The 19029-nt window shown below is 55.6% G+C and carries 15 protein-coding genes and 1 pseudogene; all 16 read left to right on the top strand.

From position 1 onward, the window contains the following. The 16 genes and pseudogenes from BJN45_RS08220 to BJN45_RS08150 all read left to right on the top strand — a co-directional run bounded on the left by BJN45_RS08220 (position 1) and on the right by BJN45_RS08150 (position 18943). On the top strand, positions 1–738 hold the full coding sequence (locus BJN45_RS08220) for a WecB/TagA/CpsF family glycosyltransferase (protein ID WP_076093856.1): 738 nt from the start codon (positions 1–3) through the stop codon (positions 736–738). Further along, positions 728–1669: a glycosyltransferase gene (locus BJN45_RS08215; protein ID WP_076093854.1), complete on the top strand. Its 942-nt coding sequence runs from the start codon at positions 728–730 to the stop codon at positions 1667–1669. Before BJN45_RS08220 ends, BJN45_RS08215 begins: the two co-directional genes overlap by 11 nt. A gap of 16 nt (positions 1670–1685) precedes the next feature. Then, positions 1686–2726, top strand: coding sequence for a hypothetical protein (locus BJN45_RS17635; RefSeq protein ID WP_139326319.1), 1041 nt, complete (start codon positions 1686–1688; stop codon positions 2724–2726). A gap of 2 nt (positions 2727–2728) precedes the next feature. Then, complete coding sequence (locus BJN45_RS17510) at positions 2729–3976, top strand: polysaccharide deacetylase family protein (RefSeq protein ID WP_083651049.1); 1248 nt, start codon at positions 2729–2731, stop codon at positions 3974–3976. 58 nt (positions 3977–4034) lie between these two features. Then, a pseudogene (locus BJN45_RS08205) lies at positions 4035–4148 on the top strand (cupin domain-containing protein); the annotation flags it as partial. A gap of 33 nt (positions 4149–4181) precedes the next feature. After that, a complete protein-coding gene (locus tag BJN45_RS17780) occupies positions 4182–5219 on the top strand; it encodes a hypothetical protein (RefSeq protein ID WP_170873052.1) in 1038 nt (345 codons plus the stop codon). Continuing rightward, positions 5219–5632, top strand: coding sequence for a 3-phosphoshikimate 1-carboxyvinyltransferase (locus BJN45_RS08195; RefSeq protein ID WP_076093846.1), 414 nt, complete (start codon positions 5219–5221; stop codon positions 5630–5632). The genes BJN45_RS17780 and BJN45_RS08195 overlap by 1 nt, the downstream gene beginning before the upstream one ends. A gap of 131 nt (positions 5633–5763) precedes the next feature. After that, positions 5764–7179: an undecaprenyl-phosphate glucose phosphotransferase gene (locus BJN45_RS08190; protein ID WP_083651046.1), complete on the top strand. Its 1416-nt coding sequence runs from the start codon at positions 5764–5766 to the stop codon at positions 7177–7179. Between the two features lie 24 nt (positions 7180–7203). Next, positions 7204–8307 (top strand): sugar phosphate nucleotidyltransferase, encoded by a 1104-nt coding sequence (locus BJN45_RS08185; protein ID WP_076093842.1) that lies wholly within the window; start codon positions 7204–7206, stop codon positions 8305–8307. Between the two features lie 112 nt (positions 8308–8419). Continuing rightward, the gene (locus tag BJN45_RS08180) at positions 8420–11290 is read left to right on the top strand and encodes a type VI secretion system Vgr family protein (protein WP_076093839.1); all 2871 of its coding nucleotides are present in this window, start codon (positions 8420–8422) and stop codon (positions 11288–11290) included. A gap of 4 nt (positions 11291–11294) precedes the next feature. Continuing rightward, a complete protein-coding gene (locus tag BJN45_RS08175; RefSeq protein ID WP_076093836.1) occupies positions 11295–12194 on the top strand; it encodes a DUF4123 domain-containing protein in 900 nt (299 codons plus the stop codon). Continuing rightward, positions 12191–12718 carry a DUF3304 domain-containing protein gene (locus BJN45_RS08170; RefSeq protein WP_083651043.1) on the top strand — a complete coding sequence of 176 codons (528 nt, stop codon included), beginning with the start codon at positions 12191–12193 and terminating at the stop codon, positions 12716–12718. Before BJN45_RS08175 ends, BJN45_RS08170 begins: the two co-directional genes overlap by 4 nt. A gap of 72 nt (positions 12719–12790) precedes the next feature. Continuing rightward, positions 12791–14404 carry a T6SS phospholipase effector Tle1-like catalytic domain-containing protein gene (locus BJN45_RS08165; protein ID WP_083651040.1) on the top strand — a complete coding sequence of 538 codons (1614 nt, stop codon included), beginning with the start codon at positions 12791–12793 and terminating at the stop codon, positions 14402–14404. Between the two features lie 77 nt (positions 14405–14481). Further along, positions 14482–15894, top strand: a complete 1413-nt coding sequence (locus tag BJN45_RS08160) for an MBL fold metallo-hydrolase RNA specificity domain-containing protein (protein WP_076093832.1) — start codon at positions 14482–14484, stop codon at positions 15892–15894. Between the two features lie 73 nt (positions 15895–15967). Further along, positions 15968–17428 (top strand): O-antigen ligase family protein, encoded by a 1461-nt coding sequence (locus tag BJN45_RS08155; RefSeq protein ID WP_076093830.1) that lies wholly within the window; start codon positions 15968–15970, stop codon positions 17426–17428. A 60-nt stretch (positions 17429–17488) separates the two neighbouring features. Continuing rightward, complete coding sequence (locus BJN45_RS08150; protein ID WP_076093828.1) at positions 17489–18943, top strand: aminoacyl-histidine dipeptidase; 1455 nt, start codon at positions 17489–17491, stop codon at positions 18941–18943. Positions 18944–19029 lie beyond the last annotated feature (86 nt).

Raw genomic sequence — 19029 nt, 5'->3', positions numbered from 1 at the left:
ATGTTTGATAAGGTTTTTGGTTTGCCTGTTCTTAATGCTGATAGACATCTTGCTGTTGAGTACTTAGATTCCGAAATTTCTAAACGTCCTGTTGGCGTTGTTTTTGTAAATGCTAACTTGATTAATGTTTGCTGGAATGATAGTGGCTTATACGAATTTTTATTATCGAGCTCTTGTAATCTGAATGACGGCATAGGGCTGGCATTGGCAAATATTATATTTAACAAGAAGTTGTTTGCAGATAATTTGAATGGAACTGATTTTGTTCCATTTTTTTTGAATAATACAAAGCATCAATTTAAAATGTATTTGTTGGGGGGGGAGGCAGATGTAGCAGAAAAAAATATTAAAATATTCTCTGATAAATACCCAAATCATCTCGTTGTTGGGGCAAGTCATGGTTTTTTTGATGAAGCTGAGAAAGAAAATATATTTCGCATGATTCTTGATAGTAAAGCAGACCTTGTTCTAGTGGCTATGGGTAATGGACTACAAGAGTATTATGTTTCTGAGTTAATCAACAGAGGAGTTAAATCTGCTTGGGCAGTTGGAGCGCTGCTCGATTTTCATGCTGGGAAAGTTGCCAGGGCACCAGCCTGGGTAAGACTGATAAAATTGGAATGGTTATTTAGGTTGTTACAAGAACCGAAGCGTTTGTGGAGGCGATACATCCTCGGTAATCCATTATTCATTGCTCGTTGTTTTATTTTTAAAAATCGAGGTTCAAATGCTTTATAAGGTTGCGGTGGTGTGCATAACTTATAAAAGGCCGCATGGATTAAAGAAATTGCTTCTAAAGCTAGATGATTTGACCCTTGTTGCAGCGGATATATCAATTGAATTGACAGTGGTTGTTGTTGATAATGATTCGGAGATGTCATCAAGTACCATCGTTAATGAATGCTCTTCTGTTTATAAAAATGAAATTATTTATGTGGTTGCATCTGAGCAAGGTATTCCAATAGCAAGGAACCTGGGAGTTGATAGCGTTCCAGCTCAGTGTGACTATTTTTGCTTTATCGATGATGACGAGTACCCAGATGAATTGTGGCTGGTGAATTTAATAAAAACTATAAATAAATTTGGTTGTGATTGCGTAGCGGGTCCAGTTGTACCAATATTTCCAGTTGGTTCTAACCAGTGGATTGTTTCGTCAGGGATGTTTAATGGATGGATTTATGAAGATGGAAAGGAAATTTTTGAAGCAGCTTCTAACAATGTCATAGTAAAAACAGAATTCGTAAGAAACACGAAGGTTAGGTTTGAAGAAAAAATGAGAATGACAGGAGGTTCTGATTATCTTTTTTTTCGTCAGTTGGTAGAAAAAAATATCAAAATTCGGTGGTCAGCTAATGCTATTGTTTTTGAAGACATTCCTATTTCTCGAGTTTCTTGGCGGTGGGTATTTAATAGACAGTTTAGGCTTGGAAATACTTTTGCAGTAAGTCAAAGAATAATTGGGCATCGGTTTGGACTGTTTTTTTTGTTTGTGAAGGGCATGCTTCGTATATTGCTCGGAATTTCTTTGATGCCATTTATTTTTAATCCTAAATTAGGCGGCCGGGCTATTGTTCATTTCTTTCGTGGTTTAGGAATGGCAATAGGAGTATTTGGCGTTAAGTATGAAGAATATTCAAATAAGGCGCTATTGAAGGACCGACAAAACTAAAGTAATTTGGTGGATTATGAAAAAATTTCAAACTTCGCTGCAAGTAAATATTTATCCCCTTGATATCTGTCATCTGAAAGAAACTCTGCCACATCAGATTAGAGTTTTTGGTGATCAAGTTGATAGCATCTGTATTGTTCTTGATACTAAGCCTAGCTTGTCAGGGCGTTACGGGTCTGAATTTTATTCAGATTGTTTGCTTGAAATTCGATGCTATTTAAATGAGCTATCGGGCCACAATAATAAAATTGTGGTGAAGGAAGTTGATTATTCCGCGCAGACTAAGCAAGGGGTTTCCGATTTGTTTTTCGGCGGCAAGTATATTCCAGAGAAAGCGTGGGATGGCGGGCCCTTTTATAGCTATTTTTACGGGTTGTATATATCAAATTCTGAGTATGTATTGCATATGGACGGCGATATGTTATTTGGAGGCGGTTCTTCAACATGGATATCGGAAGCAAAGAAGATAATTGATGATGATGTAAAAGTTGCATTTGTTTGTCCGTGGCCTGGCCCCCCTTTTAAAAATGGTTTTATTTCGGAAAAAGTTTCTAATACTTTTGAAGGAACGCCAGCAAAAAATTATAAAACGCATCCGTTGTCAATTGTTCAGGATCACGTTAGCACAAGGATATTTTTCGCAAAAACTAGCCGATTGGTTGTGGATCTTGGTGCATTGGGTTTTTATCCATTGGGCGTACTGCGAAAATTTAAGGCATATTTGCTTGGGAACGAGGGGGTCGCACTTGAGGCGGAAAGTCTACTTTCGTTAAATATGAGGGAAAAAAATAAAATCAGAGTCGACTATCTAGGCGAGAATTCTGGAGTGTGGTCGTTACATCCAGTCTATCGTTCCGCTGAGTATATTGCTGCGCTGCCAATAATTATTCGTAATGTTGAACTGGGCGAAATTCCAGCCGGGCAAATTGGTGATTACAATTTAAACGATTCAATGGTTGATTTAAAATCGGCAAAAAAAAATGCATCGAAACTCAGTCGTATTCTAAAGCAAATAAATTTTGTTTTGTTTAAAAGGTTTTTTATCAAGCGAAATTAGGGATGATCTCTAGGCGATTTTTTCTAAATTTTGCTTCAAAACTCGGACTTTTCGCCTTGTTTTGTAAAGCGAGGTTTGTTTCATCAGAAAGTTATTGCATCGAAGATGAAGCACTTTGTAAAGTTTCGGAAGGGGGTTTTTTTTCTGCTTTAGGTAATTTGGATAGAGTATTTTCTCTCAGTGCCCCTATGACTAACCTTGTAGGTACAATTTTATTGAGGCGAAAAATTAACCTTCCAAAGCCCATTGCTGAATTAGGAACCTTGGTTTTTCGTGTTGATAAGTATATCGAAGGGGCTGATTCTATTTCATCCTATTTGCTAGAGATTAGATCGTCGAATCTGATTAATCAAGTGACATGTATGAATGATTCAGCCACAGTATCTCCTCCCGGAAGTCGTTGGGTGTGTGCCCATGTTTCAGAGTTTGAGGATTTTTTCAATAAAAATTTCGATAGCGTTTATTTGGCAATAAAAGCTTCGCAGCGTAGGCCCTTCTTAGGTAAGGTGGCATTCTCTCCAATTTTTCATAGTGTTAAAAGAAGGCCAACGGTTGTTATCACGTTTGATGATTTGCATAGTTCTATATATGATCTTGCATTTCCTTTTTTAAAGAAACGTAATCTGTGTTGTACTTTATATGTCCCAAAGGATTTTGTCGGTAAAGTTAAAAAATTACGGCTAGAGCAGATTGTCGATATGTACGAGTCTGGCTGGGATATGGCTTGCGATAGCACTCCAGATGATACTCTTACTAAGATCCTCGACATTGAGCGTTCTGTGCGCGATATTTTGATAAACCGAGATTTTTTAGTTTCTCAAGGGCTGACAAGAGCTGCCGATCACTTTTGTTGGACGTTTGGCCGCTGGGATATTGCGGTGGCAAATGAGTTTAGATCAGTCGGTTTTAAATCAGGGCGCTCAGTAGAGCCTCAAGCATTTTATGATGGATTTGGTTTGTTAGATATTGACATGACTATTCCAAGTTGTGGTGCCAGTGTCGGCAATGATACAACTCGGTTATATAAACAGCTAGACGAGGTTGTGCGTAGAGGGGTGACGCAGTTTTTTCATTTTCATAATATTGTCCAAGATGGCCAAAAAGACGGGTTTTGTTTTTCTGGTTTTTTGGATTTTGTAGAAAAGATATATTTTTTGAGAAATAGTGGTGCTGTTGATGTTTTGACTATCTCACAGTGGTGGAATAGAGTACGGAAAGATCGAATAGAAAACTCACCAAATATTATTTAGATTGCACGTTAATAATATTTATAATTTTAAGAAATTTTGCCCCAATGCATTAGAGGATACGCACCGCCTGGAAAACCCCGGCAAGTTGCCGCTGGAGATGATCGAGGTGCAGAGTGGTTCGTACCTGGGCGAGGACGACATTGTGCGGTTTGAGGATCGGTACGGGCGGTAGGGGCAGCATCGCCACTGGGCTTTGCCCCTCGCGATGACGAATGAAGGGCCTTGCGGTGATGGAGAAATTTGCTTTGCCTGTCGTGATGATGCTTTTGTGATGCCGCTTCGTTCCTGGTGGTTGATGTTGCTGGCGATTGTGGCGACGCTGGGCTTGTCGTTGCCCGGGGTGCGTTATGCGTCGCTGGCCGAGGTGGTGCCGTCGCTGGCGGATGAGATTTTGCGCCGGGTGGGGAATCCTGCGGTCGACGTGCTGCCGGGGGGATTTTTGCTGTCGGCGGTGGATGACCGGCAGCACCGTGGCTTGATCTGGACATTGCCGCTGGTGCCGGGGGCCTTGGCGGTTCGGGTGCAGGGCGAGGTGGTGCTGGATGCAGTGAGCGAGGGGGTCAAGCGCTGGGAGCGGGCCCATGTTGCGGTGCGGCAAATTGATGCGCAGAAGAAGGCGGTGGAGCGTTCGGTTTTTGCCGGTTCCGGGAGTTTGGCGCAGCATGTGGACGCAGTGGTTCTCTTGCAGCCGGATGTCGTTCAGGTGCAGTTGATGGCACGCTTGCTGAAGGTGTCCGGGGCCATGACGGTTTCGGATTTTCGGCTGGACTGGTTGGTGGAGCGCCCCTGGGTGCCGGTGGCGATGCTGGTTTTGTGGGTGCTGTGGCTGCTGGCGTTTGGTGATCTGATGGTTCGCTGGTTGCTGGGTGCGCGCTATCGTCCGGCGTTGATTCTGGTTTTTGTGCTGGTGATGGCGGCTATCCTGATGCCGGGTAGCTGGCGTGATGCGCTGGAGACGTGGGTAACGGGTTTGTTGCCGGTTCAGCCGGATGCGCTTGGCGGGCTGGGTTTGAGCAGTTTTGTCCATTTAGGCATGTTCCTGCTGCTGGGTCTGGCACTTGCGCTGGCGCGGCCGGATGTGTCGCCGGGCTGGCTGCTGGTGGATCTGGTCCTGCTGGCGGCGGGCACGGAGGTGGTGCAGTTGCTGGTGCTTGAGCGCCAGGCGGGTTGGGCGGATTTTGCGGTGGATTCCCTTGGTGCGGCGCTGGGTGTGCTGCTGGCTTTTCTGGTGGAGCGTAAGTGATGGGTGCAGAGGGCAGGGATTTGCGTGATGAGCCGTTTGTCCGGAGCTTGCTGGAAAAGCTGCCGGCCGGGGCGCGTGATTCGTTTTCGGACGAGCAGTTGCTGGCGCTGAAGGTGGCGCTCGGCGGGCGGGCCTGGGGCGTGCATGCGGTCGACTTGCGCTGGACCTTGAAACTGTGGCGCTGGCATTACTATTTTGTGTTGCTGGCCGGGCGTAACCGGCGGGATCTGTCGCGCCGGGAGCGCGAGATTGCCCGCATTGCGCTGGCACTTTTTCTGGCGGGATTTGTGGTGTTGTCGACCGCTTTTGGCCTGCTGGTGCTCTACCTGGCCAAGTCGGCGCTGGGGATCGACTTGCTGCCGGGATTTTCGTTTGGCATCTGGGGCTGGTTCCAGGAGTCCTTCCTGCGCTGATTCCGGCGGAATGTTGCGGTGCAATATTTTTTGCCGGTTTATGCCTTTCGTCATATAGGGTTTTAGTCGTAGTCGTGGCATGATTTGCACGTGATCACATTGTCACTGCTGCGCTGATTGGCTTCCCTGTTATGGCTTCAATGTCTTCCGGGCTGGTTCGGCCCCATAGTTCGAAAATCGGTTTTCTGCATCGTGCGCTGGATGCTGCTGTCGTCATGGTTTCGCTGGCGATGGCGCTTCAATTCACCCACGGCCTGGAGTTCGGGGGCCAGTACGCCCAGGCCGGCGTGTGGGGCGTGCTGATCTTCATGATGATCGGCGGTGCGCGGCATCTGTATTCTTCCTGGCGCCTGGTACCGATTCACGAAGCGGTTTCGGCAACGTTGGTGACCTGGTTCTGGACAGCGGTGGCGCTGGTTTTCCTGGCTTTCCTGAGCAAGTCGTCGTCGGAGTATTCGCGCCTGGCAACGCTGGTGTGGTTCGTGCTGGCGCCGGTGGGGCTGGCGACGGTGCGGGTGATGCTGCGGCTGACCCTGAATTCCCTGCGCGCCAGTGGCCGCAATACCCGGACATTGGCAATTGCCGGCAAGACCAAGCTGGGCAAGCAGGTGGTGGAGAAGGTGCAGCGGACGCCCTGGCTGGGGATGAATTTCATCGGTTATTTCGATGATCGCCTGGCGACCCGTGATTGCAAGCATGCGGCGAACGATGCGGCCGGGATCGGGCGTTTCGAGGAACTGGTGACGCTGGCGCGTGAAGGCAAGGTGGATTACATCTACATCACGCTGCCGATGAAGGCCGAGAACCGGATTGTGGAGCTGGTGAATGAACTCAGCGATACGACGGCGTCGGTGTATCTGGTGCCCAATTTCTTTATCTTCGATCTGCTGCACGGCAAGATGAGCAGCCTGGATGGCATCCCGGTGCTGAGCCTGCACGAAAGCCCGTTTTACGGTGTGGATGGCTGGGTCAAGCGGGTGGAGGATCTGGTGGTGGCGAGCCTGATTCTGGGGATCATTGCCTTGCCGATGGCGGTGATTGCGCTGGGGGTCAAGCTGACGTCGCCGGGGCCGGTACTGTTCAAGCAGCGTCGTTACGGTTTGAACGGTGCGGTGGTCGAGGTCTGGAAGTTCCGCAGCATGTCGGTGTGCGAGGACGGTGACCAGATCATGCAGGCGAGCAAGGGCGACATGCGGATCACGCCGTTCGGGGCTTTCCTGCGCAAGACGTCGCTGGATGAATTGCCGCAGTTCTTCAATGTGCTGCAGGGGACGATGTCGGTGGTCGGTCCGCGGCCGCATGCGGTGTCGCATAACGAGCAGTACCGCAAGTTGATCCGGGGTTACATGCTCCGCCACAAGGTCAAGCCGGGTATTACCGGCTGGGCGCAGATCAGCGGCTGGCGCGGCGAGACCGAGACGCTGGACAAGATGGAAATGCGCGTCAAGTTCGACCTTGAGTATGTACAGAACTGGTCGTTGTGGCTGGATATAAAAATCATCTTCATGACGGTGTTCAAGGGTTTTGTGAACAAGAACGCGTACTGAAGCAGATCTGACAGGGAGCAGTGAATGGCAAAGGGAATGATTCTGGCCGCTGGCCAGGGAACGCGGGTGCGTCCGCTGACGAAGTTTGTGCCGAAGCCGATGGTGCCGATTCTCGGCAAGCCGGTGATGGAGTACCTGATCGAACAGATGGCGCGTTACGGTATCCGCGACATCATGGTGAATGTGGCATTCAACCATTACAAGATCGAAAACTATTTTGGTGACGGCCGGCGCTGGGATGTGAATCTCGGCTATTCGTTCGAAGGCCAGCGCGAGCACGGCGAGATCGTGCCCAAGGCCTGGGGTTCGGCCGGCGGCATGCGCAAGATCCAGGATTTTGGCGGTTTCTTCGACGAAACGACGCTGGTGGTGTGCGGCGATGCAATTGTCGATCTGGATATTGGTGCGGCCTTGCACGAGCACCGGGCAAAGGGCGCCCTGGCCAGCGTGGTGACGCTGGAAGTGCCGATGGATCAGGTGCAGAACTACGGTGTGGTGGTTGCCGACGATACCGGGCGGATTCTTTCCTTCCAGGAAAAGCCGAAGCCGGAAGAGGCCAAGTCGCGGTTTGCCAGCACGGGCATCTACATTTTCGAGCCGGAAGTGCTGGACATGATTCCGCAGGGCGTGCCGTTCGATATCGGCAGCGACCTGTTCCCGATGCTGGTGGAGAAGGGCGTGCCGTTCTACGCGCAGAAACGCTTTTTCAACTGGATCGACATCGGCCGCCTGAACGATTACTGGGAAGTTTCCCAGCGCGTGCTGCGCGGTGAAGTGGCGCAGATGGAAATGCCGGGCACCGAGGTCGAGCCGGGTGTCTGGGTCGGCCTGAATACGTCGATTGCCTGGGAAAGCTCCAAGCTGGTCGGCCCAATTTATGTTGGTTCCAACGTGCGCATCGACCCCGGTGTTTCGATCATCGGCCCGGCCTGGATCGGCCACGGCAGCCATATCCGCTCCGGCACCCGCATCGAGCGTTGCATCGTCTTCGAATACACCCGCATCGGCGACGCGCAGACCATGAAGGAAATGATCATTTCCCCTCAATACTGCGTCGGCCGCGACGGCATCGCCCACTACCTGGGCGAAGACGCCAGCCCCTACCGCTGGGGCGACGCCAGAGGCTAGTCCGCCGTCATTGCGAGCACGGCGCGGCAATCCAGCTTGCTGTATGTCATTGTCAATATCGGTGTGCTGAAGTATGCTTCCGGTCTAATTTCGACCGACCGGTTTCCCCGCCATGCTTCCCGCCAGTGTGCTCAATCTGTTTTCCAGCGAATCCCGCCTGTATTCCCTGGCGTGGCGCGATGAGGACATGCCGTCGATGGCGGTGGAGTGCTGGTGGGGCAGGGAGCGTTTGTCGGGTGGGTTTGAGTACGTCATCGACCTGCTGTCGCCTGATGCCTTCATCGAGAAGGCGCGTTTTCCCGGGCGTGCGCTGACGCTGGAGTCGCGTCTGGCCGATGGCAGCACGTTCCGGCGCAGCGGGTTTGTCCGGCAGGTCGTGAAGATGGATGCCGACGGCGGTTTTACGCGGTACCGCGTGACGGTCGTGCCGTGGATCTGGCTGACGACGCGCGGGCGGCGGAACCGGGTGTTCCAGGAGCGTTCGGTTGTCGAGATCGTTGAAACCGTGTTCGCCGACTATGCCGACATTGCCGGCTGGCAGTGGTCGGATGAGGTGGCGGCGTTCATGGCCGACACGCGCAAGCGCAGCTATTGCGTTCAGTACAACGAATCGGACTACCAGTTTGTCTCGCGCCTGCTGGCGGAGGAGGGGTTGGGCTGGCGGGTTGATCTGGACGATGCGGCGCCCGGCGGCCATCGGCTGACGATCTTTGCCGACAGCTGCCTGTTTCCCGAGGATGTGATGTCGCAGTCCGGCGCCGGCGGGCGGGGTATCCGTTATCACCGGGCCGATTCGCAGGAGGACCAGGACGTGTTGCTGGCGTTCGGCGAACATCGCCGTCTGCTCAGCGCAGTGACCACGCTGATTTCGCACGACTACAAGGCCAAGCGCAGCATTGCTGCCAGTGTGCCGACGGTGCTCAAGCCGGGCGGCGAGCACGCCCCGCTGCTGGAGAACTACGACGATGCCGGCCCGTACGCCTTTGCCAATGCGGCGGAGGCGACGCGCTACGGCCGGCTGGCGATGGAGTCCCTGGAGGCGCGTTACCGGACCTGGCTTGGCCGCAGTACCGTGCGCAGCCTGAGTGTCGGCACCCGCATCGATGTCGTCGATCTGCCGCAGTCTGCCAATGCGCAGGCCGATCATCGCTATGCGATCACCGAAGTGACCCATCTGGGCATCAACAACCTGGTGGCCGATGCGATGGCGACGGTGGCCGAACGTTTGCGCGCCGGGCTGCCGCCGATCGATCCGGATACGCTGGCGAGCGGCGATGTCCTCCTGCCGGAAAGCGCACCCACGCAGTTTCCGTCGGAATTGCTGAATCTTGCGGTCGACCGCGGTTACGGCAACATTTTCACGGCGCAGCACAGTGACACCCCGTGGCGCCCGCAGCTTGCCGACGACACCGGCGCCCGCCTCAACCCGCGGCCGACCGCGCCCGGCCCGATGAGCGCCATCGTTGTTGGTCCCAACGGCGAAACCCGCCCGAACGGCACCGAGGAAATCTGGTGCGATGCACTGGGCCGCATCAAGCTGCGTTTTCATTGGCAACTGGCGGAAACGCCGGATGACCGCGACAGTTGCTGGGTGCGCGTCATGCAACGTCAGGCCGGCGCCGGCATGGGCTGGCAGTGGCTACCGCGCATCGGTCAGGAAGTGCTGGTGGGTTTTCTGAATGGCGACATGGATCGCCCCTATGTCATGGGCGCGCTGTACAACGGCAAGGGCGATGGCGGCATTCCGGCAACGCCGGGCGGTAATTCCGGCGACAGCGACATCTCGGTATTCGACGCCGCCCAGGACCATCGCCCGGCCGGGCAGGGCAACCTTGCCGGCGGCAACAGCCCGGCCTGGCACGGCGGTGCCACCGCCAGCCATCGCCATGCGGCAGCGCTGACCGGGTTCAAGAGCAAGGAATTCGGCGGTGCCGGCTACAACCAGCTGGTCCTGGACGACAGCGACGGCCAGCAGCGCATCCAGTTGAAGAGCACGCAGCACACCAGCGAGCTCAATCTCGGCCACCTGCTGCATCAGGCCGACAACTACCGGGGCAGTTTCCGGGGCACGGGGATTGAACTCAGAACCGACGCCTGGGGCGCATTGCGCGCCGGTCGCGGCCTGATCATGAGCACCTGGCCGCACGCCACCCCCGGCGCCCCCGCCGGCGACATGGCACCGGGCATGGCCCTGCTGCGCCAGGCCGCGCAGCTCGCGCAAACCCTTTCGCAAGCCGCCCAAACCCACCAGACGGTCCAACTGGCCAGCGCCATCGGCAGCAAGGCCACCGGGCAGAGCACCATCGACGACCAGGCCGCACCGTTGCAAGCACTGCTCAAGGTCGCCAGCGGCATGGTCGACGCCAAGGACGAAAGCGCCGCCATTGCCGACGCCGACGACAAGAACACCAGCGCCGCCAGCGACAAGCTTCCGCACCTGACCGACGCCGCCATCATCCAGGCCGCCCGCGCCAACTTCGCCCACGTCGCCGGGCAGAACCTGCAATACACCAACGACGAAACGACCACCTTCGAGAGCGGCGAAGACAGCAACTTCGCCATCGCCGGCAAGGCCAGAATCCACACCGGCCAAGCCATCGGCCTCCTCGCCGGCGCCATCCGCCCGGGTGAAGACAATACCGGCATCAAGCTCATCGCCGCCAAGGACGACATCGACCTGCAGGCGCAAAGCGATGAAATGAAATTCCAGTCCAGAGACAACCTGCGCATCGTCTCAGCCAACGCCAACGTGGATTTTGCAGCGGCGAAGAAGATTTGCCTGGCAGTGAAGGGCGGGGCGTCAATCATCATCGACGGCGGCATCACGGTGCAGTGCCCGGGGACGATTACGGTGCATGCGGGGAAGAAGTCGTTTAATGGGCCGGTGCGGGAGAACTACGCGTTGCCGCAGTTTCCGCAGCATGTTTGTGTGGAATGTCTGCTCAAGGCGATGAAGAGCGGTTCGGCGCTCGCCAGTGTCTGATGCGATGAACAACTACTACGCCGTCGACCCATACGAGCATGCCGCTGTACGCGACGCCATGCTGTTGAAAATCTCGGCTTTTCCTGCTGCACGGTGGTTTGCCTTGATTGATCGCGGTTTCGAGCATGGCCTGAAACACTTTGGCGCGAACGGGGAAAACGAATATTGCCTGTATCGGCATGGCCGTCTGGAAAGACTGGCTGAGGTGTCGCCTTGCCTTATTTCACTGAGTAACTTCAGCCCTGAAAGGCTCAAGGGTTTTTTGGGCAGTTTATTGGTCCATTGCCGCACACGACCGATGCTTAGCTTCATCCAGTCTGGCCGGACAGGAGATGAGATTGCAGATGGCTGGCAGGCGTTTCTGGAAGTCGAAACTGACGACGCGCAGCGCTTTCTGCTGCGCTTTGCTGATACGCGGGTACTGCCAGCGTTGGCACGGTGTACAAAAGCCATTTGGGATGGCCTCTCAAATGGGCTTGAGGAATGGTTGATCGTCAATCGCACCGGGGAAATGGAAGCGTTGCCATTGCTGAAGACAGGGACAGTTTCTCTTGGCAACACAGGCAAGGCAGTCATCGATAGCAACGAATTCGCCTGTCTGCTGGAATCCGGGTTGCCAGATGCCTTGGCTGACCAGTTACATGAACATTTCCCGAACCTTCTCTCGGAGCGCGGCGGGGCTGCCAATTATCAGCTTTTGCAAGCCACTTGCGATCTGGCGAAAAAGTATGGGCTGGAGGCTTTCCCTGAGCAGATGGCGTTGAGCGTTGCCGTCCTGTTCAGTCAGGGAAACCTGCTTGAAGATCCGCAATTTGAATCATGGATGCAACAGAAACCCTGGAGTGGTGGCTCGCTTGAAGCCGCACTGGGGGAGTATCTGGAAAAGATGGAGACAACGCAGTGAACCACTGTCGATACACCTGTCGCCCGCTGGGGCGATTGTCAATATTCCGCCTGGGTCTGGCTTTGCTGTTGGGCGTTTTCTTCTCTGGCTGCTTGGAAGAGGAAAAGGTCGGTCTCAGCTATCACGCCTACAACCATACGGACAAGTCGATTGTTTCTATCGTGATCAATGGCGAAGGTGGAATCTTGGGAGCTATTGACCACGGAGAAGGCGGTGGCGTTTGTTGCGTGGTACTGCCCAAGAAATGGCGCCCAGGTCTGATGGCGACGATCAAGTGGCAAGAAGACGACATTCCAATATTCAACCCTGATGGCACTCGGAAGATTATTGATGGGATTCCTGCGTCCAACGAATCTCCTTGGAAAGAACGCACAGTTGAGGTTCCGAAATACGGTCTTGAGATGGGGCTGTTTTTCATCCACTTCTTTCCGCATGACGAGGTAAAAGTCTTGGTTAATACCTATGGCGCGACCAGCTCACGTCATCCACTTCCCCATCCGTCTGGCATCAAGAGAGAGCCCTGATCTCCTATGACTACAACTTCTCCTTCTCCATTTCCCGAGTCTGGTCGACGCAATCTTTCCGCAAAGGAGAACATGCAACGCGCCAAGGCATTGGCGTGTAGATTGCCAAAGGACAACAAGCCGAGTTGTTCAGGGCAGGTTTTTGTAGGAATCTTCTTCGACGGTACTGGTAACAACCTGGATGATGATTACAAAGACCGGCTGGTGGAGCAGCGCAAACACAGCAACATTGTTAGGCTGTTTCATACATTCCGCAGTGATCCGCTCAAGGGTTATTTGAGCGTCTATGTTCCAGGTGTGGGCACACGATTTTCTAAAATCGGCGATGAAAATCGCTACCTGTTTGCCAATCGGGGGGCTGCTGCCGGGGAAAAAGGCGGTCACCGGATTATTTGGGGGTTGCTGCAGTTATTGAATGCACCGCACCAGTACGTAAGTAATTTGGCCTTGCTAATTACTGATGCTAAAGCTAGAACCATATGTAATACGCTCGCTGGCCCCGGATCGCTTGATACGCAACGACGATCAGTTCTGCGCTACTGGCAGGGGGAGTTGGCGAGTGTGCTAAAGGCAAGTAAACCTGCCGTAGAACAGATCAATGTGTCGGTGTTTGGCTTCTCTCGTGGTGCTGCTGAAGCGCGGGTCTTCGTCAACTGGCTGTTTGAAGTCTGTAAGCAGGAAAAAGGTGGCTGGACCTTTGCGGGCGTTCCCATTCGACTTCAGTTTCTGGGTATTTTCGATACCGTTGCTTCGGTTGGCCTGGCAAACCTTCTCGATAACGGTACTCTGGCCGGACACCAAGGCTGGGCTGACAATACGCTGGAAATTCATCCTGCTGTCGAGCAATGCGTACATTACGTTGCTGGCCATGAGGTTCGTGCCTGCTTTCCGCTGGATTCAGTCCGCGTGAAGTCCTCTTATCCGGCTAACGCCATGGAGGTCATGTATCCGGGGTCGCACTCCGATGTGGGCGGAGGGTATGCGCCGAAGGATCTCGGGGTTTCGCCGACAGTGGATTCCTTCATGTCTACCATTCCTGGTCAGAACATGTACCACGAGGCGTTCAAGGCTGGCGTGCCGCTGATCGAATGGAACGAACTAGGTAAAAGATTTAAGCGTTACCAGAAAGATCTTACCCCCTCACCATCCGCCATTCAGGACTTCAACGCTTATCTCAAGGCAGCCAAGGTTACTGCCGGCCCGGTCGAGGATCTGGGTCGCAAACACATGGCCCATTACTTCAGCTACCGTTTCAAGCATCGTGAAGTCTTCTACCAACGCCAGCCCTATACCACTGCCCCGGCCAAGCATCAGGGGTACTTAAAAACGACGCAGGATAGTTTCATGTCTCGTCTAGCTAGCTTGGCGTTATCGCTAGAGATTTCCAAACCACGTATGAGTCGCGGCGAATTGCCCATGGAGCCGGATTTTGACCCAGTTAAGTCGGCAGAGCGTTACGAAAAATTGCATAAGGCCTCGGGTCTTCCCCTGAGCCTGGCGGACAAGCATGCAATCGAGGTCGCCAAGCGAATTGACGCTAAAGCAGTGACAACGGAAATGGAAACTTTTTTCGATAAATACATCCACGATTCGATGGCCGGTTTCATCGATATGAAGATGAACGAATACAAGCTGAACGGCATTGGCCTGACAAAATTCCGCACCGTGTTCAAAGGCAATGACTAGCACACCGGAAGCAATCTGCATGTCGATATCCCCAAGGCCCGAGCCGAGGAAGCCAGAAAGGATTTGGTGGCCATGTGTTGAATGACTTTTCCATCCGCCATCACGGCGCGGTTCAGGGGGTGACTGGTTCATGCCACGAATTGCTGGTGGCGGATGGTCGGTCGTTGCTGGTGGATTGTGGTTTGTTCCAGGGGGCGGAGCTTTCGGGGGAGGGTGCTTCGGCGGGGGAGCCGGGGATCGATTTTCCGGTTGCTGCGATTCAGGCGCTGGTGGTTACGCATGTTCATGTCGACCATGTCGGGCGTTTGCCGTATCTGGTCGCGGCGGGTTTTCGCGGGCCGATCCTGTGCAGCGAGGCGTCGGCGGTGTTGTTGCCGCTGGTGCTGGAGGATGCGATCAAGGTTGGCATGACGCGGGATAGCCGCTTGATTGCGCAGGTGTTGCGGCAGATTGAGAGCCAGATCGTGGCTTTGCCGTACAAGCGCTGGCATGTGCTGGCGCCGGGGTGGCGGGTGAAGTTGCATCCGGCCGGGCATATCCTGGGGTCGGCGTTTGTCGAGGTGGCGTTGACTGGCGATCTGGCCAGGCATGCTGCGGACGGGGTGTGGCGGGTTGTCTTTTCCGGTGATCTCGGGGCGCCGCATACGGCTTTGCTGGCGGCGCCGAAATCGCCCTGGCGTGCCGATGTCGTGGTGCTGGAGAGTACGTATGGCGATCGTCAGCATGTGGGGCGCGTTGATCGTCGGCAGCAATTGCAGGGTGTGATCGAGCGTGCTTTGCGCAATCGCGGTACGGTGCTGATTCCGGCGTTCAGCATCGGCAGGACGCAGGAGCTGCTGTATGACATCGAGTCGATCATTGCCGGGTGCGGCAAGGCGGATGCTGCGGGTGGCGTGGATTGGTCGGCGCTGGAGATCATTGTCGATTCGCCGCTGGCGGCCAGCCTGACCGGGGCTTATCAGCGCTTGCGCCATCTCTGGGATGCGGAGGCCAGGCAACGCGTGGCGCGGGGGCGGCATCCGCTGGCGTTCGAGCAGTTGTACACGGTGGATGCGCACAGCGAGCATCTGGCGACTGTGGATTATCTGAGCCGTAGCGGGCGGCCGGCGGTGGTGATTGCGGCCAGCGGCATGTGCACTGGCGGGCGGATCGTGAATTACTTGAAGGCGATGCTGGGTGATCCCCGGCATGATGTTGTTTTTGTCGGCTATCAGGCTGCCGGTACGCCGGGGCAGGCTATCCAGAAATTCGGGCCGCGTGGCGGTTATGTCGATCTGGATGGGCAGCGTTTCGATATCCGTGCCGCAGTGCATACGCTGGGTGGCTATTCCGCGCATGCGGACCGGGATGATCTGGTGCGCTTCATCAAGCGCATGCGTCACCGGCCTTCGGAGGTGCGCCTGGTGCATGGCGATCCGGATGCCAAGGCGGCGTTGCAGGTGGCAATCAGGGAGGCCTTGCCGGCTGTCCGGGTAATCGTGCCGGTGTGAGGTTGGCATATCCCTTGTGTCTATTCCATCGGCTTACTACACTAGCCTGCTTTCCCTACCGGCGGTATTCCTGATGTCAGACAGTGTTGCGGTGCAGAGCCGTTCTGCGGAATCGGTCAACGATCTCTGGGTGTTCCGGGGGCTGCTTGCATTGCTGTGCTGGATTCCCTTGCCGCTGGGGAGTAACCGGGTCTTTGCCGGGGGCATCCTGATCGTCTGGGCGATGATCCTGTTGCTGGCCACGATGGTTGTCTGGCGGCATCACGGCGATGCCTTGCTTGAGCGTTTGCGCCCGTTCCGCTGGCCCATCATCCTGCTGGGGCTGTTCGTGCTGATCCCGTGGATACAGTTGCTGCCGTTGCCGGCCGGCGTGCTCGGGGCAATTTCACCGGAGACGCTGGCAGTGGTCGAGGGCGTGGCACCGCTGCGCCTGAGTCTGGATCCGCATCAGACACAGTTTTATGCGGCACTTTCCTTTGCTTACTGGTCGGTTTTCGTGATTGCGTTGCTGACGGTACGCAGCAGTCGCCGGCTCGATCTGCTGGCGGTGGTGATTGTCGGCAGCGGGGTGTTTCAGGCCATTCTGGGGGCTACGCTGTTTTCGGTCGGGGCAAGTTATACGCTGTTCTTTTCCGACGTGATGCATGATCGCGTCAAAGGGGCGTTCGTTTATCACAACCACATGGCGGGCTACATGGAGTTATGCCTGTCGATGGGTATCGGCCTGATGCTGGTGCGCCTCGGCAATGATGCCGGGACGGGAGCGCGGCATTGGCGTAGCCGGGTGTCGGCGGTCATGGATTTCATGCTCAGTCCCAAGATGCTGCTGCGCCTGATGCTGGTGATCATGGTCATTGCCCTGGTGCTGACCCGTTCGCGGATGGGCAATGGCGGCTTCTTTGCGGCGATGATCATCGTTGGCAGCGTTTATATCCTGCTTTCGCGCAAGACTGCGCCACGGGCTGTGGCGCTGATTGCCAGCCTGATCATCATCGACGTGCTGGTGATTGGTACCTGGGTCGGGCTGGAAAAGGTGGTCAGCCGGGTTCAGGAAACGTCGATGACCATCGAGGGGGAAGGGCGCGAGGAATCGGTCGAATTGCGCCTGATTGCAGCCCGCCATGCGATGGATATGGTTGAGGATTTTCCGGTACTGGGCACGGGCGCCGGCAGTTTCTATGGAACCTATATCCGCTACCGGACATCGCGCCATGGCTATTTCGATCACGCGCACAACGACTACGTGCAGATCGCCGCCGAGTTCGGGCTGACCGGGCTTGCCTTGCTGGGTGGATTTGTCTTGCTGACGCTGGTCACCGGGGTACGCATCCTGGTCCGCCGACGTTCCAGCCTGCCACGCGGTATTGCCTTTGGTTCTCTGATGGCGATGGTGGCCTTGATCATCCATAGCTGGGTCGATTTCAATCTCCAGATTCCGGCCAACGCGATGACGCTGGTGGTGATCATGGCCATGGCCTGGTGCGCGTATGCCTTGCCCAGTGGTGGCGCTTCGCGCAAATGCCCGGAGAGCTGACATTGCACGCGCTTTTGCCGGAAATTCGCTAAGCTTCGGTTTTTCCCCTTCAAGCCCGCCATGTCTGCTTCGAACGCCTTTCCCGATCTGCAACCGGCTGCCGTCTGGCAGCATTTCGCCACCCTTTGCGCGACGCCGCGCGCCTCCAAACAGGAAGCCGCCCTGCGCGATCAACTGCAGACGTGGGCCGGGGAAAAAGGGCTGAATGTTACGGTCGACCGCAGCGGCAACCTGATTTTGCGCAAGCCGGCAACGCCGGGGCGGGAGCGGGCGCCGGGCGTTGTGTTGCAGGCGCACCTGGACATGGTCTGCCAGAAGAACAGCGACAGCGCGCATGACTTTGCCAGCGATCCGATCGTGCCGGTGTTGCGCGATGGCTGGCTGCTGGCTGAAGGAACGACGCTGGGTGCCGACAACGGTATCGGCGTGGCACTGATTCTGGCAGCGATGGCCGACGACACGCTGGCCCATGGTCCGCTGGAGGCGCTGCTGACGGTGGACGAGGAGGCCGGCATGGGCGGTGCGCGCGGTCTGGCGCCCGGTTTGCTGCAGGCATCGCTGATGCTCAATCTCGACACCGAGGCCTGGGGCGAGTTCTACCTTGGCTGTGCCGGCGGGCTGGATGTCGATGTGCGCCGGGAAGGCAAGGGCGAGCCTGTGCCCGACGGCTGGAGCATCCGGCGCATCGCGCTGCAGGGGTTGCGGGGCGGGCATTCCGGCGTCGATATCCACGAGGAGCGCGGCAATGCGCTCAAACTGCTGGTCGGGGTGTTGCACGATCTGGCTGGTGTGATCCCATACCGGCTGGCGGCGCTGACCGGCGGCACGGCGCGCAATGCGCTGCCGCGTGAGGCTTTCGCGACGCTGGCGCTACCCGATGCAGAGATGCTTGATGCCTGGCTGGCGACGACGCAGGCTGAATTGCGCGAATTGCTGCGCGGCGTCGATGACGGACTGACGCTGCTGGCCGAGCCGGCGACCGCGACCGAGGTGATGTCAGGCGAGGAACAGTTCGCCTGGCTCGCGTCCCTGCATGCCGCGCCGCATGGCGTGCGCCGGATGAGCCGGGCGCTGCCGGGCGTGGTCGAGACATCGAACAATCTGGGCATGGCGGATATCGGGCCGGCCGGTGGTTCGGCCAATTTCATGGTCCGTTCGCTGGTCGACCGCGCGGCGATCGCGCTGGCCGACGAGATCGTCAGCCTGTTCGCGCTGGCCGGTACCGAGGCGGAAAAATCCGGTCAGTATCCGGGCTGGAAACCGAATCCGGATTCGCCGCTGCTGCAAATCTGTCAGGCCGTCTATCGCCGTGATTTCGGTGCCGACTCGAAGGTCCAGGTGATCCACGCCGGCCTCGAATGCGGCATCATCGGCGCCAAGTATCCCGGCCTGGACATCGTCTCCTTCGGCCCGACCATCCACGGCGCGCATGCGCCGGGCGAGCGGGTTGAAGTGGCGTCGGTGGAACGTTGCTGGCGATTGCTGCGGGCGATCCTGGACGAGGTTTCGCGTTAACGACGTCATCGCGAGGCGTGAAGCAAATTTACCGTCATCGCGAGGAGCGAAGCGACGTGGCGATCCATGAAGCTTGTACTGGATTG

This window comes from Azonexus hydrophilus, from assembly GCF_001956855.1.
Classification (GTDB): domain Bacteria; phylum Pseudomonadota; class Gammaproteobacteria; order Burkholderiales; family Rhodocyclaceae; genus Azonexus; species Azonexus hydrophilus_A.
The sequence above is the reverse complement of the archived record's forward strand: the minus strand, read 5'-3'. Positions and strand labels throughout refer to the sequence as shown.

Coding starts and splice junctions, on each gene's coding strand:
- BJN45_RS08220 (WP_076093856.1), top strand. CDS start 1: ATGTTTGATAAGGTTTTTGGTTTGCCTGTTCTTAATGCTGATAGACAT.
- BJN45_RS08215 (WP_076093854.1), top strand. CDS start 728: ATGCTTTATAAGGTTGCGGTGGTGTGCATAACTTATAAAAGGCCGCAT.
- BJN45_RS17635 (WP_139326319.1), top strand. CDS start 1,686: ATGAAAAAATTTCAAACTTCGCTGCAAGTAAATATTTATCCCCTTGAT.
- BJN45_RS17510 (WP_083651049.1), top strand. CDS start 2,729: ATGATCTCTAGGCGATTTTTTCTAAATTTTGCTTCAAAACTCGGACTT.
- BJN45_RS17780 (WP_170873052.1), top strand. CDS start 4,182: ATGACGAATGAAGGGCCTTGCGGTGATGGAGAAATTTGCTTTGCCTGT.
- BJN45_RS08195 (WP_076093846.1), top strand. CDS start 5,219: ATGGGTGCAGAGGGCAGGGATTTGCGTGATGAGCCGTTTGTCCGGAGC.
- BJN45_RS08190 (WP_083651046.1), top strand. CDS start 5,764: ATGGCTTCAATGTCTTCCGGGCTGGTTCGGCCCCATAGTTCGAAAATC.
- BJN45_RS08185 (WP_076093842.1), top strand. CDS start 7,204: ATGGCAAAGGGAATGATTCTGGCCGCTGGCCAGGGAACGCGGGTGCGT.
- BJN45_RS08180 (WP_076093839.1), top strand. CDS start 8,420: ATGCTTCCCGCCAGTGTGCTCAATCTGTTTTCCAGCGAATCCCGCCTG.
- BJN45_RS08175 (WP_076093836.1), top strand. CDS start 11,295: ATGAACAACTACTACGCCGTCGACCCATACGAGCATGCCGCTGTACGC.
- BJN45_RS08165 (WP_083651040.1), top strand. CDS start 12,791: ATGCAACGCGCCAAGGCATTGGCGTGTAGATTGCCAAAGGACAACAAG.
- BJN45_RS08155 (WP_076093830.1), top strand. CDS start 15,968: ATGTCAGACAGTGTTGCGGTGCAGAGCCGTTCTGCGGAATCGGTCAAC.
- BJN45_RS08150 (WP_076093828.1), top strand. CDS start 17,489: ATGTCTGCTTCGAACGCCTTTCCCGATCTGCAACCGGCTGCCGTCTGG.